This window comes from bacterium, assembly GCA_020444065.1.
Lineage (GTDB): Bacteria > Sumerlaeota > Sumerlaeia > SLMS01 > JAHLLQ01 > JAHLLQ01.
In genome coordinates this window covers 68,801-84,522 of sequence record JAHLLQ010000001.1, presented here as the reverse complement: position 1 = coordinate 84,522, position 15,722 = coordinate 68,801, and the positions used below count along the sequence as shown (strand labels likewise).

General features: G+C 58.0%; 9 protein-coding genes. 4 read left to right on the top strand and 5 right to left on the bottom strand.

The window, feature by feature from the left end; all coding sequences use genetic code 11:
• Positions 1-233: 233 nt before the first annotated feature.
• Both topA and KQI84_00285 read left to right on the top strand, forming a co-directional pair.
• Positions 234-3,086: a type I DNA topoisomerase gene (topA, locus tag KQI84_00290; GenBank protein ID MCB2153296.1), complete on the top strand. Its 2,853-nt coding sequence runs from the start codon at positions 234-236 to the stop codon at positions 3,084-3,086.
• A 14-nt stretch (positions 3,087-3,100) separates the two neighbouring features.
• Complete coding sequence (locus tag KQI84_00285) at positions 3,101-4,513, top strand: DNA photolyase family protein (protein ID MCB2153295.1); 1,413 nt, start codon at positions 3,101-3,103, stop codon at positions 4,511-4,513.
• On the opposite strand, the gene KQI84_00280 is transcribed toward KQI84_00285, so the two are convergent.
• The 4 genes from KQI84_00280 to KQI84_00265 form a co-directional block, all read right to left on the bottom strand.
• Positions 4,497-5,840 carry a flippase-like domain-containing protein gene (locus KQI84_00280; protein MCB2153294.1) on the bottom strand — a complete coding sequence of 448 codons (1,344 nt, stop codon included), beginning with the start codon at positions 5,838-5,840 and terminating at the stop codon, positions 4,497-4,499. The genes KQI84_00285 and KQI84_00280 overlap by 17 nt on opposite strands.
• Before the next feature lie 15 nt (positions 5,841-5,855).
• Positions 5,856-6,674, bottom strand: coding sequence for a phosphatidate cytidylyltransferase (locus KQI84_00275; protein MCB2153293.1), 819 nt, complete (start codon positions 6,672-6,674; stop codon positions 5,856-5,858).
• Between the two features lie 90 nt (positions 6,675-6,764).
• Positions 6,765-7,598 (bottom strand): LamG domain-containing protein, encoded by an 834-nt coding sequence (locus KQI84_00270; GenBank protein MCB2153292.1) that lies wholly within the window; start codon positions 7,596-7,598, stop codon positions 6,765-6,767.
• Positions 7,599-7,667: 69 nt separating this feature from the next.
• Positions 7,668-9,998, bottom strand: coding sequence for an NAD(P)-binding domain-containing protein (locus tag KQI84_00265; protein MCB2153291.1), 2,331 nt, complete (start codon positions 9,996-9,998; stop codon positions 7,668-7,670).
• A gap of 188 nt (positions 9,999-10,186) precedes the next feature.
• Here KQI84_00265 and KQI84_00260 point away from each other — a divergent pair, with 188 nt between their 5' ends.
• Both KQI84_00260 and KQI84_00255 read left to right on the top strand, forming a co-directional pair.
• Positions 10,187-10,675, top strand: coding sequence for a low molecular weight phosphotyrosine protein phosphatase (locus KQI84_00260; GenBank protein ID MCB2153290.1), 489 nt, complete (start codon positions 10,187-10,189; stop codon positions 10,673-10,675).
• The gene (locus tag KQI84_00255; protein MCB2153289.1) at positions 10,672-11,571 is read left to right on the top strand and encodes a fructosamine kinase family protein; all 900 of its coding nucleotides are present in this window, start codon (positions 10,672-10,674) and stop codon (positions 11,569-11,571) included. The genes KQI84_00260 and KQI84_00255 overlap by 4 nt, the downstream gene beginning before the upstream one ends.
• Positions 11,572-11,642: 71 nt before the next feature.
• Here the strand turns inward: KQI84_00255 and KQI84_00250 are convergent, their stop codons facing one another.
• A complete protein-coding gene (locus KQI84_00250; protein MCB2153288.1) occupies positions 11,643-15,704 on the bottom strand; it encodes a hypothetical protein in 4,062 nt (1,353 codons plus the stop codon).
• Positions 15,705-15,722: the final 18 nt, after the last annotated feature.

The window sequence follows — 15,722 nt, the reverse complement described above, 5'->3', positions numbered from 1 at the left end:
GTTTCAGGAATCGGCAGGCCGTTACGTATAAGCCTGAAGAAATTGGACTTGGAGTCTCGATCCTCAATCTCGATCTCGCGGTATTCGTGCCGACCGACGAATTTCCCCTTGCCACAGCCGCCCGCACTTCGCTTCGCCTAGGCGTCCCCGTGAGTCTCCCTTTCGGGAATTGCGGCCCGACCTTTGCGCCCGGGCAGGCGGGGAGACCAATCCTACGAATCGCCGAGCAACTCATGACCGCACTCGTTATCGTTGAATCACCAGCCAAAGCTAAGACGATCAGCCGCTTCCTCGGAAAAGACTATAAGGTGACGGCGTCCTACGGCCATATCCGCGATCTGCCGGAAAAGGCCGATGACATCCCCGCCGACATTAAGAAGAAGAAGTGGGCGCGCTACGGGGTGAACCTCGAAGAGAACTTCGAGCCGATCTATGTGATTCCGAGCAGCAAGCAGAAGTACGTCGAGCGCCTCAAAAAGGCGATGCAGGGCGCGGAAGAGCTGTTGCTCGCAACTGACGAGGACCGCGAAGGGGAGTCGATCAGCTGGCACCTTTTGCAGGTCCTGGCACCGGACATTCCGGTGAAGCGCATCGTCTTTCACGAGATCACGCCAGAGGCGATCCAGGCGGCCCTGGCGAATCCACGCGATGTAGACGAGAACCTCGTGCGTGCCCAGGAAAGCCGGCGGATTCTCGATCGCCTGTTCGGGTACTCGCTCTCGCCGGTGCTGTGGAAAAAGGTCCAGAGCGGCCTGAGCGCAGGCCGTGTGCAGTCCGTGGCGGTCAGGTTGATCGTCGAGCGCGAGGAAGAGCGTCGCGCATTCAAGACCAGCGAGTATTGGGATCTCGAGGCGGCGTTCCGCTCCTCGCAGGGCGAGTTCAAAGCGACGATGGCAAAGCTGGCCGAGAAGCGACTGGCCAGCGGCAAAGATTTCGATGCGACGACCGGCGAACTGAAGAACCGGAACGTCGTCCTGCTGGGGCAGGATGATGCGGAGGACATCGCCGGGCAGGTGGCGGAGAACGTCCCCTGGATCGTGACTCGGGTGGAGGAGAAGCCTGCCACACAGCGGCCCTCGCCGCCGTTCACGACCTCGACGCTGCAGCAGGAAGCCAACCGCAAGCTCGGCTTCCAGGCCAGCCGCACGATGAAGACGGCACAGCGCCTCTATGAAGGTGTCGATCTCGGCTCCGGCGAGCGCATCGGTCTGATCACCTACATGCGTACGGACTCGGTGACGCTGTCGAACCGCGCGCTGGAAGAAGCTCAGGTCGAAATCAACCGCATGTACGGCGGCGAGTACGCGCAGGGCGCCCGCCCTTACAAGACGAAGACGCGCAATGCGCAGGAAGCGCACGAGGCGATTCGTCCGACGCAGTTGAGCCGTCGGCCGCAGGATGTTGCGGATTCGCTGACACGCGATGAGTTGCGCCTGTATGAATTGATCTGGAAACGCACAGTCGCCAGCCAGATGCCCGATGCGAAGCTGAAGCGCACGATCGTGGATATCACGGCTAAGGATGGCCAGGGACGCGACGTCATTTTCACAGCCAGCGGCCGGAAGATCGTCTTCCCCGGTTTCCTGCGAGCCTACGTTGAAGGCAGTGACGATCCGGCAGAGGAACTGGGCGACAAGGAGTCGCTGCTTCCGCATCTGGAACAGGGCCAGGAAGTCCATCGCGAGCAGAAGAATGGTGTGGACTGCGCGCTGACGGATGTCGCTCCCAAGAAGCACGAGACGACCCCGCCTGCCCGATACACGGAAGCGTCGCTCGTGAAGAAGCTGGAAGAAGAAGGTGTGGGGCGTCCTTCCACCTATGCCTCGATTATCAGCACGATCCAGGATCGGGGGTACGTTTACTCTCCGCCTCGAAGCAATCAACTGGTGCCGACGTTCACGGCGCTTGCAGTGACGGATTTGTTGCGTCGCCACTTCCCGGGGTACGTCGATCTCAAGTTCACGGCTCGCATGGAAGAGGAACTGGACGAGATCGCGACCGGTCGTCGTGAGATGGTCGAGCACGTTCGCGAATTTTATCGTGGCGAAGAAACGAACGGAAACCCGGGTCTGGAGAATCTGATTGCTCGGGAAGAGCCAAAGATCGACTTCCCGCAGTACAAACTCGGCGAGGATCCCAAGACGGGGATGCCGATCGCTGTGCGAATCGGACGCTATGGTCCGTTCCTGATGCGCGGCGAAGGCGGTGATGGCAACGTGGCTGATGTTCCGCGCCAGATTCCGCCAGCCGATCTGACTGTGGAGAAGGCTGCTGAACTCATCGAGAAGAAAGCTGCCGGACCGCGGGAACTGGGCGAGGATCCGAAGACCAACAAGACCGTCTATGCAGCGCGTGGGCGATTTGGCGCATACGTTCAGTTGGGCGAGACGGCGAAGGGCAAGGGCGCGGAGAAGCCCCTGCGTGCTTCCGTGCCGCGCGGCGAGGACGAAGAGTCCATCACGCTCGAACATGCGCTCGAGTTGCTGTACAAGAAGGAAGAGGGGAATCGCGAACTCGGTCAGGATCAGGAAACGGGCATGACGATCTACCTGGCTGAAGGGCGTTATGGTCCCTACGTGCAATTGGGCGAGGGCAGCGGCAAGGCCAAGCCCAAGCGCGCCTCGCTGCCAAAGGACATGTCGCCAGAGGACGTAACGATGGAGATCGCGCAGCGACTTCTCAGCCTCCCCCGTGTTCTCGGCAAAGACCCTGAGTCCGGTGCGGATATCATGGCGAACGTTGGGCGCTTCGGTCCGTACGTTCAGAAGGGTCGTGACTTCCGTTCGTTGGAAGACAGCGACGATGTTTACACGGTCGGCCTCGATCGTGCGCTGGAGCTTCTGGCGCAGCCCAAGAAGGGCGGTCGCAAGAAGGCAACGGGCGGAGCAAAGTCTAAGGCCAAACGCGCGCCGCTACGGGCTCTGGGCAAGTCGGACGATGGCCGCGAAATCGGCGTCTTCACCGGTCGCTACGGTCCGTATGTCTCCGATGGGAAGCTGAATGCTTCGCTGCCAAAGAGCATGACGGAGCAGGACGTTACACTTGAACAGGCCCTGGAGTTGCTGGAGAAGAAAGCCAAGAAGTAGCGAGGGCTTTCTCCATGGCACCAACCATCCTGTGGTTCCGGCGCGACCTGCGTCTGACAGACAACTCTGCATTGATCGATGCCGTCGAGCGCGGCGAATCGATCATTCCGATCTACATTCACAAAGAATCCGAGTCTCGGTGGAGCCCCGGCGCCGCATCGCGCTGGTGGCTTCACCATTCGTTGCAGTCATTGCGCGAGGCTCTCGAGGCTCGCGGTTCACGCCTGATCCTGCGGCGGGGGAATGCGCTCGATGTCCTTCGAAGCCTGATCGACGACACCGGCGCAGAGGCCGTTTTCTGGAATCGGCAATATGAACCCGAGACCATTAAGCGCGATACTCAGATCAAGAGCGCTCTCAAAGAACAAGGCATTGAGCCGCGGTCGCATAATGCGGCGCTGCTGTGGGAACCGTGGGCGATCGAGACAAAGCAGGGAAAGCCCTACCAAGTTTTCACGCCATTCTGGAAAGCGTGTCAGTCGCAAGCGCCGAGTCGCCCCGAACGCGAGGTACGCAAGATTCCGACACCGAAAGACTGGCCAACATCTCTTCATCTTGAGGAGCTCTCGCTCCTTCCGAAGATCGATTGGGCAGCGGGATTTCGCGCGGACTGGACGCCTGGTGAGAAAGGTGCGAAGGCTCAGTTGCGCAGATTTGTTCGCGACTCCCTCGAACGCTACTCCGATGGACGCGATCGTCCGGATATGCGGCACACGTCACGGCTTTCTCCTCATTTGGCGTTTGGAGAGATCAGTCCGCGTCATGCGTATTGGGAGGCCCGAGACGCTGGCCAGGACGCCACGAAGTTCTTGAGCGAAGTTGCATGGCGCGAGTTTGCATACCACCTGCTGTATCACTTCCCCGAGACCACAGATCAGGCTCTGCGTCCCCAGTTCCGCGAGTTCCCGTGGGCGGAAGACGAGAAGATGCTGCGTGCATGGCAGCGGGGGAGAACAGGCTATCCGATCGTCGATGCCGGCATGCGCGAGTTGTGGCACACGGGTTGGATGCACAACCGGGTGCGCATGATTGTGGCATCGTTTCTGACCAAGGACCTGCTGATTCCCTGGCAACGCGGCGCGGAATGGTTCTGGGATACGCTGGTCGACGCGGATCTTGCCAACAATACGCTAGGCTGGCAATGGACGGCGGGTTGTGGGGCCGATGCCGCACCGTACTTCCGAATCTTCAATCCTGTATCACAGGGGGAGCGGTACGATCCCGATGGCGCGTATGTGCGGCGCTGGGTTCCGGAGTTGAGGGACCTTCCGAAGAAGTACATCCACCAACCATGGGCTGCGTCCCCAGGTGTGTTGGCGCAGGCGAACGTGAAACTCGGAGAGAACTACCCAAGGCCGATCGTGGACCATGCGAAGGCGCGGATGGAAGCGCTGAATGCGTACGAGAAGATCAAGAAGAAGTCGTAACGGTCTGAGTTTCCTGCTCCTCGTGCACCGCCTGGGCTTCGCCCGCGGACACATGGATCTTTCCGGCGTAAAATAGCCCGATAACCGTAACGAGCCCCCACTGCATGAAATGCACGACGATTGTGTAGCCAAGCGCCAGTGCGCGACCTTCCGCAGTGTTCTCGACAACGCCGGTGATGATCAGCGACAGAACGCCGCCGACTTCGTATAGCCCCCAGTAGCCCGGGGCAGCCGGAATCAGAATCGCTATGCAAGTGATAATCAGGAATGCCATGCCGGTCGTCAGGGTCATGTCGATTCCCGGGACGGCGTAGCTCATCAGCCAGAAGGACGCGCCGGTCAGGAACCAGACCATCAGTGAATGGAAGATGATCTGCGTCGCCAGCCACGGCTTCTTCATTGCGTCGAAGCCCTTGGCGAAGGTCTGGAAGAGTTCGCTGACCTTCTCCTTGATGCCGTGAGGGATCAGGGGAATTGCGAGGATGATCTTAAGGGTCAGGTTGCGGAATTGCTCGAACATCATCGCGACCGATCCAAGGAAGAGGATCGCAATGAGTTTCGATGTGCCCGAAACGATCTCACGAAGTCCATCGGGCGTGATGACGCCGGATGCCCCGAACGTGTACTCGTCCTTCAATTCCAATTGGCCGTGGATCAGGATGAAACCAGCAATGGTCGTCAGCACAATCACAACGGCGCCAAGGACCGTCAGCTTCCGTGACTGAGCGAGCGTCAGGTAGCGATCTTTCTCGATGCGCTTGCGCTCGAACAGATACCAGCCGCCCATGACGAGCGCAGCAAGAACCCCCAGCGCAATCATCCCGCACTTCAGGTACATGCGAAGAGTCTCGCCGGGTACGACGCGAGTCGTGTCGTAGGAAAGCGAGACGCCGTTATCGAAGTCGAAGAAGAACGGGGCCAGCATGAAGAGGCCGAGGAGCGTCATCGAGTCCAGAACGCGTTCCAGGAAGACGGTCGAGAGCCCGGTCGTGAACGGAATCTTCTCCGTTTTCGTCAGAGCGAGAGGACGGGCGAACTCACCAGCACGGGCCGGGAAAATCGAGTTGAATCCAAAGCCGATCATCATCGGCCCGAACAGCGACCAGCTCTTGATGCGGCGGGTTGGTTCCAGAAGATTCTGCCAACGCAGGGTACGCCACCAGAAGCTGATCCATGTAATAATCAGGAAGGGAATCGACCACCACCAGGCGATGGACTTGAAGGATTCGACCAAGGCCTTCAAATCGATTCGGCTGAACGCGAGATACAGGAAGAAAAGGCTGATGAGGCCCGCGATCACTGCCGAGATGATTTTCTTCTTCGTCATGGTCGACTCAGTTCGTTACAGGACCTGCGGTTGCACAAGGTAGAGGTAGGCGTAGAGCGGAAGCGTCAAGAACAGCACGGCATCGAGCATATCCAGCCACCCACCGTGCCCCGTCAGCGACGATCCGCTGTCCTTCACGCCGGCGTCGCGCTTGATCATGGACTCAACCAGATCACCGACCTGCGTCAGAATGCCCGCGCAGATTGAGAAGACGATCAGGTGGACGGATCCGACATCCCCGAAGAAGTGCGGGAAGAATGCCAATGCGACGATGCTTGGGATCAATGCTCCAATCAGCCCGGCCGTGGAGCCTTCCCACGTCTTGCCGGGGCTGAGACGCGGGAAGATCTTGGCGCGGCCGAATCGCTTGCCAACGAACAGGGCGAGCGAGTCCGTGGTCCAGACGATGGTCAATGTCAGCAGCAGCCACGCGCGACTTGCCGGCGAGGCGACAAACAGATCGATCAGGGCGCCGACCGGAAGGCCGACATAGAGCATCGCTCCCATCGTGGCGCCGCAGTCGCGCCATGCACCTTCGATCGGGTCTTTCCCGAGCCGGATCGCCATGGTGACGATCATCCCGAGCCCCAGAACCAGAAAGCTGGCTTCGAGATTCTGCTTCCACCCAAGGACTCCAAGTCCCAAAACGACAAGCATCGCCACCCTGCGAAACAGGTGTGTCCCGCGTGGCCGATAGATCGCCGCCAGCTCCTCCACGCAAAGTAATCCCGCGCCGCCAATCAGCAGTACGGGGGCCCAGCGCAGGAACTCGAAGACGTATCCCAGCGCCACAATGGCCAGCAGAATCAGGGCTGTCACAACGCGTCTCGTCACGGCAGTCGCCTCCCAGCGTGAAGGGCCCCACGTTGACGGCGTGGCGCTGGGAAGGGCAAGCGTTTTGGACAGTCGGGCGGTGGAAAGAGATTAAGGATTCTCGGCGCTTCCCGACCCTGGGACCATCCGAAGATCGCTTTCAAAGGAGTTCGTCGGCATCTCCTCGGGCTCTGGGAAAACTGGAGCCTCGGACTTCACCCAAGTCGCACTGTGGATCTCGCCATCATTGTGGTTCGGGCTGTGATCGAACAGTTTGCTGCCTTGGCCTTCATCGAACTTGTAGTAGGCGGCCAGACCCTCTTCGTCGCCTTTGAGCTTGAACCACATCTCCTTGCGGATCTGCTCGACCGACCGGGAGTAACCCCAAATTCGCAGTTCATCCAGGCGTCCGGCATAGAATTCCTGGTCCATGATCGGGCCGGTTCCCAGGATGAGGTCCACCGGAGGATCGTGGAGCAGCACGGCTTCATCGTGCTTCTTGTAATCGACGACCTCGCCGTCGATCATCAGGAAGCAGTAGGTCTTTGCATAGACCGCAGCCACGTGGTGCCAACGATCGGAGCGCTCTTCCGTGATCCTGAAATCCGAGACCGTCTGATCTTTTCCGGACCCGTAGAAGCGCCCTTCGAGGAAGTTGTTCTGGCCCTGGCTTGCAGAGAGCATGTAGCCCTTTTGGTAGTGGCCAACTTTGCGGACGATTCGGGACACGAAATGCTGTGGATCTTCAGATGGCTTGACCCAGCACTCGATCGTGATCTCGGCGGGCTCCAGGGATTCGGATCTTGGAATCTGAACGTAGGACTTTGTGCCGTCAAAATCGAGGCAGTAGTTTGGGACCGAGGATTTGGGGTCGGACGGCTTCTGGGCAAGCAGGCCCAGTGGCGCAATCAGTACCCCGATCAGTAGCACCATCCATCGTTTCATCAGTCTTCTCCCCTCTCGATAGCTGTCGGCATATTGACAGGTGACGAAGCGGGGAGCAAGCGCCGATTTTCAGGATTGTTCGGGTGGACTGGATTCCCTCATCAGGACGGGACTGGCAGCCAGCTTATCCAACTTGATGACATTGCCGTCTTTATCGACCTGACCGAACTGCAGCACGCCCGTCGGGCACATCTGAACGCACGCCGAGCACCGCACGCATTCGGGATCCTCCATGGCGATGCCACGGTTCGCGAAGTTCATCACATCGATGCCCTGGTGGCAGACGCTTGTGCAAACGTTGCAGGAAATGCACTTCTTCTTCTCCGGGATGATGCGGAACCGGCTGAATTTCGCGAAGATATGCATCAGGGCCGCCAGCGGACAGAAGTGTCGGCACCAGACACGCCCGGAGTACCAGAAGTAGAATCCCACGCCGATCACTCCGGAGAGCGTGACGTCGACGATCCACTTGTAGTTCACGACGTTGTGGTGGATTTCGGTGCGCAGATAGTAGCCCTGCGCATCGGTGATGTTGACGTAGTGCTTGCCTGAGAAGGCGTAGTCGAAGATCGCTCCAGCCACGGAATGCGGCCAGATCCAACCGGCGATCCGCACAAGCATCAATGCCACGGCCAGCCACAGAATGACTTGCCCAACCATGTTGAGTTTCGACCAGAAAGGGCCGTGCGGCATTTTCTGGCGATGCGTATCGCCGAGAGTCTCCGCCAGCGCGCCGCAGGAACAGATCCATCCGCAGTACGCGCCCTTGCCCCAGAAGTAGATCATTCCGGGGATCAGAACAAACGTTTGGATGCATCCGATCACGAGCCACCAGACCATCGGCTGATCGGTGAAGAAATTGTAGAGAAACAACGGCCAGGCAAGAATGAATCCACTCGTGCGCCAATACTGCCGCCCCTGCGCAGAGCCATCGACTGGGAACAGCGCGTCGGCAATCCCTCCAAGGATACCGTGGTCGAACATTCCATTGTGACCCAACCAGGGCAGAATGATCTCCGGCAACAGAAAGAGCGGTAGAACTTGAATCGCAATGAGTGCGATGGTTTGCCACTTCACGTAGGGCGTTCTTCGACGGCGAATACGTTGGATCCCGAAGACAGTGACAACGACGCTATAAACGAATGTGTAGTAAAATGCCGGAGAACCGAGCGAGATTCGGAGCGTTCCCAGGAGTGTACTCGGGTCGGAAAAGGAATCGGGGAGCAGCGTGTTGATGTTGAAGGGAAACCAGCCCCGAGCTTGCCAGAGCTCGCCAAAGAAGCCCCCCGCCTTCCAATTGTAGAGCCAGACACAGAAGAGCAGGAAGGCGGCGAACGTGGCGATACGCATCGGTCGCCACTCGCCCTGGATCGGGATCCCGGAATGGCGGAAAAAATCCAGTGGTGCTTCTCGCCCGATCTGCACTAGAGTCGAATCATTGGCGATCGTGATCGTCTCTCGCGATTCCGAATGGAGCAAGTCCACGCGATCGTTGTGGATGTGCTTCACAGTCGTCTGGAAGAGAGGGAAGATCCGGCCTGGCAATGGCGTATCAGAGAACAATGCGTGTGCTCGCTCGACATTCTCCGGCTTGGGCCGTGTGAGCTCGCGACTGCGATAGCTGAGAGTTACTTCGCCGCCGGCCTCGGCAATGGCGATGGCTGCTTCGGCTGCGCTGTCTCCGCCACCTAACACGAGCACCTTCTGTCCGGCAAACGCGGCGGGATCGTACAATTGGTGGAAGACCTTTTCGAGATCTTCCCCGGGCACATTCAGATGTCGGAAGTCGCCTGTTCGTCCGATGGCAACGATGACACGGCGAGCCTTGATGCTCGCGTCCGAATCGGAGCGCACGACAAGCAAATCGCCCGACCGCTCCACGTGCGTAGCGCGGAATCCAGACTGGATTTGAAGATCGCTGCGCTCCAACTGCAGGCAAAGTTCTTTGAGCAAGTCCTCTTTCACACCAGCGGACACATTCAGATCGCCCGTCGGCTTCATCTCGGTTGGGTACAGATAGATGGGCTTCTTCTTCGGGAAATCGGCGATCGTCGCGAAAGGCTCTTCGGCCTCCAGAATCACGTAGGACAGGTTGTGCTTTCGGCACTCCATTGCGGCCGAAACACCCGCGACGCCGGCACCCAGGATCGCCACATCGACGGCACCTTCGGGAGTCGCGGACGCTTTCAGCTTCGGATCCTGAGCAATGGTCCGAACGACCTGCGTCCCCGATTCCTGAGAGAACTTCAGCAGGGGAACCCCCGCCAGGTCCCCAGCGACGTAGAGTCCCGGAATAGCCGTCGATCCATCGTCGCGCACGACGGGAAGGCGCTCCACGGTCCCCTGGGGGTACATGGTGTGAAGCCAATGTGTGATTTTCTGGAAGGGGTTTGAAGACATTACACGGTCTGTCGATTCAAAGGTGATTTGGACCCACTTGGTGCAAGCAGCCCGCACGTTGCAAAGCCAATTGCGGGCCGCCGAGGCTGAAGTGCTGCTTTTCTCCGCCTTGACCCACGAGGAAGCAGTGTCTCAGAGTCCTGCCGTCGTTTGACTGAATCCGTTTTCGGAATACCTGAGGAGTTGAAATGGCTGAGAAAAAGCGCGTCCTGTTTGTCTGCATGGGGAATATCTGTCGCTCTCCGGCGGGGGAGGGAATCTTCAAGAGCCTGGTGGAAGAGCGTGGATTGGAAGGTCGAATCGAGGTGGATTCAGCGGGCACAATTGCCTATCATGTCGGCGAATCCCCCGATCGTCGCATGCAGGCAGCAGCCAATCGCCGCGGGTATCAGTTGGACAGCCGCGGCCGCCACTTCCAGCCGCCGGACTTCGAGACGTTCGACTTGATCATCGCCATGGATCGCAACAACCTGCGCGACATCCTCAAGCAGGACCCGAAGAAGCAATATCACGACAAGGTTCGCCTGCTCTCGGACTTCCACTCGCGAGCCGATCAGAAAGATGTCCCCGATCCATACTACGGTGGCGAAGCGGGGTTTGAACTCGTGCTCGATCTGATCGAGGAGGCATGCGAGGGAATCCTCGAGCACATGCTGCAGGAAGGGACAGAGTCGTGAGAGCCGATGCGCTCCATAAGGCTGCGGAGGAACTGATCGTCCGCGTGACTGGCCGCGAAGCACACGTCCAAACATCCGGCGGTGCCGGTGGAGGCTGCATCAATAACGCCGAGGTCCTGGTGCTGCAAGATGGCAGACAGTTCTTTCTGAAGTCCAACCCCGCACCACTGCCGCACATGTTCGAACGCGAAGCGGAGGCGCTGGCCGCGCTTGCTAAGCCGGGAGTGATTCGCGTTCCTCGCCCGATTGGGACCGGCGGCGGAAGCGGATCCGTGCCTCCGTTCATCGTCATGGAGCACATCGTACCTGGATCGCGCTCGAAGAACACGATGCGTGAATTCGGTCGGCAGTTTGCGAAACTGCACCAGGAAACGAGTTCCAATCGATTCGGTTTCGATCACGACAACTACCTTGGCAGCACGCCGCAACCGAATGGCTGGATGGATGATTGGGTGGAGTTTTGGCGCGAGCGCCGCCTGGGATTTCAACTCGATCTGGCAAGACGCAACGGGCTTAGCGATTCGCGCATGCAGCGCGCGGGTGAACGGATGATGGCTCGGCTGGATGAGTTGATCGGCGAGCCGGACGAGCCCGCCTGCCTTCTGCACGGCGATCTGTGGGGCGGCAACTACCTCGTCGACGAGAACGGTGATGCGGTCCTCATAGACCCAGCCGCCTACTACGGCCGCCGCGAAGCCGACCTCGCCATGACGTTGCTGTTCGGTAATTTCGGGTCGGACTTCTACAAAGGCTACGAAGAGGTCTGGCCACTGGCAGAAGGTAGCTCAACACGCCTGGACCTCTACAAACTCTACCATCTGCTCAATCACCTGAACCTGTTCGGCAGCGGCTACCACGGAAGTTGCATGCAGATTCTGCAGCGGTATGCTGGGTAGGTGCAGGAGAGCATCGCCGCGGGTTCCATACAGACCCACTCCCCACTTGAGCAGCGGGTATCCCTGTCAGCCTATTGATTGAGGACCTTCCAATCCTGGATGCCGCTGGCGTCGTCATCTTGGATCGTGACAAGTCCAGTTCCAGTGATGATGGATCCGTTTACCGCGTTGGAGAGAACAACGCTGAAGTTCTCTTCGGGTTCCCAGAGAACGTCGGCTTGAATGTCTATACTGATCGTACCAGTGACGAAGGATGGATCGATAGTAAGGGTCCCCTGAGTAGCCTGGTAGTCCTCCGTGCTGACGGCTGATCCATCCTGGGTCTCAAAATCGACTTCCACGGGATAGAAGACAGGTTTGTCGAGTGATACGGTCAGAGAGATCGTGTGACCCACGTCGCCTTCCGGGATGGACAAGCTGTTGATTGAGATTGTTGGGATGTCGCCAACGATAACGGTGGCGGCGTTAGTGTCGTACACGAGGTTGATGCTTTCCGATCCCGAGTAGCCGATGATACTGACAGTATCGAATGTTGATGCCCTACTGGAATAGGTGATCACATCAAAGGTGTCGTCCAGGGCGGGGACAAAGCCATTGCTGAAATCGATATTCGCCGTACCGCCGAGTGTGGCTGAGCCTGAGATGTCGAGGAGATCGAACTGGGAGCCCTGGACATATCCCTCGATCTCAAGGTTTAGGCTGGAGAGGGCGTCCTGTTCGTAATCTCCAGTCACGGACAAGGTGCCAGGCGACAACCCGGGCGAAACGCTTCCGCCGGAGGAGAGGATTGACCCCAGAATACTGCCATTGCCCGACAGGTCGCCCCCCACCAGGAGAACACCGCTGGCAGCGGAGATTGTGCCGTTATCCAGTGTGACGAATCCGCCCGCTTGCTCAAATGTGTCGGCCGTCACGAATTGCGAACCGGATGCAACGATGAGGTTACCCGCAGTACTGAAAGCACTGCTGGTGGAGAGCAACTGACTGTTCATCAGGGTCAGCGATCCCGAGGCCGAATTCGTTGATAGTTGGCGCAGGGCATCCTGGCTGGATTGATCGATGATCTGGGCACTGACACCATCCAGCTCGACTGTCGCGCTGTTGGTATGAATGAGCCCATCCCTGATCTGCAGAGTTCCTGCGACAAGATAGGTGCCATCCCGGAGTTCATGCGTCGTTGCATTGAGGTTCTCAAATCCCGTCCCGGGAACCGCATCGATGTTGAGCACGTTTCCAGCGGGAGCGCTGAGAGTGCCGGTGCTGTGAAAACCCTTCGAGCCGGGAGCGACACGCAGGGGAGTGGCTTGGTCGGCAATGAGAGTCCCCTCATTTTCAAAATGCCCGCCGGAGATCGCACCGACGCCTCGGATGGTATGGTTGACTCCGTTCGTAAACGCATCGCTCTCAGAGGGGGACAGATCAGAGATTGTGAAGATGTCGTATGTGTCGCTGTTCAAATAGAGCGTTCCGTTTCCGGTTAAGTCGACAGTATCGTACATGGTCACATAGGTGTTGGCGGATGTGCCATTCATGGTCCAGGTGCCGTTGTTGACAATGCTGTCGAAACCGGCAAAAGAATCGCCGTCATCCTGATTCAGAACGCAATCAAGCGTAACCCCCTGTGCTGTGATGCTGCCCTCCGCCTCGACGGTTCCTGTTCCGGCTGTCGTGAGCGTACCCGTGGTGAGTTGCACCGAGGACAGATACAGCTTCGACCCGTCGAGAACTTCGATGTTTCCGAAGTTGGAGAAGTAGCTGCTGGCCAGCTCAAGTCCACCGGATCCGGTTGCACGCAGAGTTCCTCCACTATCGGAGAAGATCCCACCGCCCAGGGCAATGATCAACCGTCCCGATGCATCGGCCAGGATTGTTCCTTGATTGATGAAATTCCCGCCCACGGTAATACCGCTGATCTCGCCCGTTCCGCGGATCGTGTGATTGGCGCCGTGAGTGATTTGATTGGGGGCGGCAGAGAGGTCTCGGTAGTGAATACTCGCGTTGTTCTGATTCTGCAGCACGATCTCGCCAGTCCCATTAATGGCGACAGTATCGTAGGCGGACAATTCCGTCGTGGAACCTGAAGAGCTGATGGTGTACGTGCCGTTGTTTGTCAGTTGGTTTTGCAGTGTGACGTAGATGCCATTATTGTGATTAAACGCGCCTGCCAGAGTAACGGTATCCAGTGTGACAGACCCTTCCGGTTCAATGAAACCTGTGCCTTGGGTGGAGAGTTGCCCGTTTGTGAAGTGCGCGGAGCCATTAAGGTACAAGGCGGAACCGTCGAGCGCCTCGATATTGCCGAAATTGGAGAAGTAGCCCCCGTAGAGTTCCAGTCCTCCCGAACCCGTCGCCTGGACAGTCCCCGTGTTTGAGAATATGCCTGCACCCAGGGATATCCTCAGCCGGTTGGACGAATCAGCCAGAATCGATCCCTGATTGATGAAGTTCCCACTCTCGCCGATGGCGGTGATCTGACCCGTGCCGCGGATCGTGTGATTCGCGCCTTGAGTCAGCTGGTTCGTCTCCAGTGGGTTCAGATCTCGGAGGTAGAGCCTCGCGAAGTCCTTGTTCTTAAGGAGGATCTCCCCTGTCCCATCCAATGCGGCTGTATCGTAAACCGTTATCTCTGTTGTTCCTCCGGAAGAGTTGACATTCCAGGTCCCATTATTCGTCACGCCGTCAAAGAGGGTAACGTAGTCGCCGTTATTATGGTTGAATGTTCCCCCAAGCGTGACGTTGTTGAAAGTGATGGAAGATTCGGTTTCAATGGTTCCTGTCCCTTGGGTCAGGAGTTCTCCGTTCGACAGGGTGGCAGATGTGTTCAGGTAGAGTTTCGAGCCGTTCAGAATATCGACGGTGCCGAAATTGGAGTAGTATCCGCCTGAAAACTCCAGGCCACCCGAACCGACAGCCTGAACCGTTCCCGTGTTCGAGAAGACCCCTGCACCCAGCGAAAAGGTCAGCCGCCCTGTCGCGTCGGCGCGGACAGTTCCCTGGTTGACGAAGTTCCCACTTACTCCGACGCTGGAAACAGATCCCATTCCTCTGATCGTGTGGTTGGTCCCATTGGTTAACTGGTTGGGCTCCAGGTCATTGAGATTGCGCAGGTAAATCTGGGAATACGTTTGATTCTCCAGAACAATCTCACCACTTCCCAGAATTTCTGCTGTATCATAGATCGTGATTTCTGTCGCCGATGAACTGCCCTTGACGTTCCATAGTCCGTCGTTCGTCATCTCGTCGAAAACCGTGATATAGTCCGCATTATTGTGGTTCAACGTCCCCGCGAGAGTCATCCGCTGAAATGTCCGTGAACCGGATTCCGTCTCAATGGTCCCGGTGCCTTGAGTCGTCAATGTGCCCGTGCTGAAGGTCGTGGATCCGGACAGATACAAGACCGAGTTGTCCTGGATTTCCACATTGCCGAAGTTCATGTAGTAGCCACCATTGAACTCCAGGCCTCCAGAACCGGTGGCTTCGAGTCTTCCGCCATCATCGCTGAAGATGTTCAGCCCGGGAGAAAAACGAAGTCGCGTCGACGCATCCGCGCGAATGAGTCCTCGATTTACGAACTCCGTCCACCCAAACACGCCACTTGAATCGATCGTTCCCGTACCGCGAATCGTGTGGTCCGTATCATGAATAATCCGGTCCTGAATCCCGGCTGAAGAGTCGGCAATTCTCAATCGATCGTTCGTCTGATTGTTCAGGACGAGTTCGCCGCTTCCGGTCAGAAGGGTGTCGTCGGCCAGCACAAGCGCAGTGATTGAGGAGGAGCCGCCCAGGCTGATTGTCCCATTGTTGGTCACCGATGTGCTACCATCGACCGTCAGAGTATTTCCGTTGGAGAAGGTCAGCTCATCTCCGGAGTCAACGGTCAGGTCAATGATGGTGGCGTTCTGGTTCAGCGTAACGACCGAGTTGGTTCCTGTTGAGCCATCGTCAATCTTGACGCTGTAGGTCGTGGAAGCGTCATTATCAGGAACGGTAGCGACGTCCCAACTGGCGGCGTTGGACCAGGTGTTCGTCGACCCCTGCCAGACGGCTGTGGTCAGGTCGGCCCCGACATGCTGACCGAGCAAGACACATAGGGTGATCAGAATGGTAAAGCACCATTTATCAGTAGTCCTCATCGCAACCCTCCTGACGCG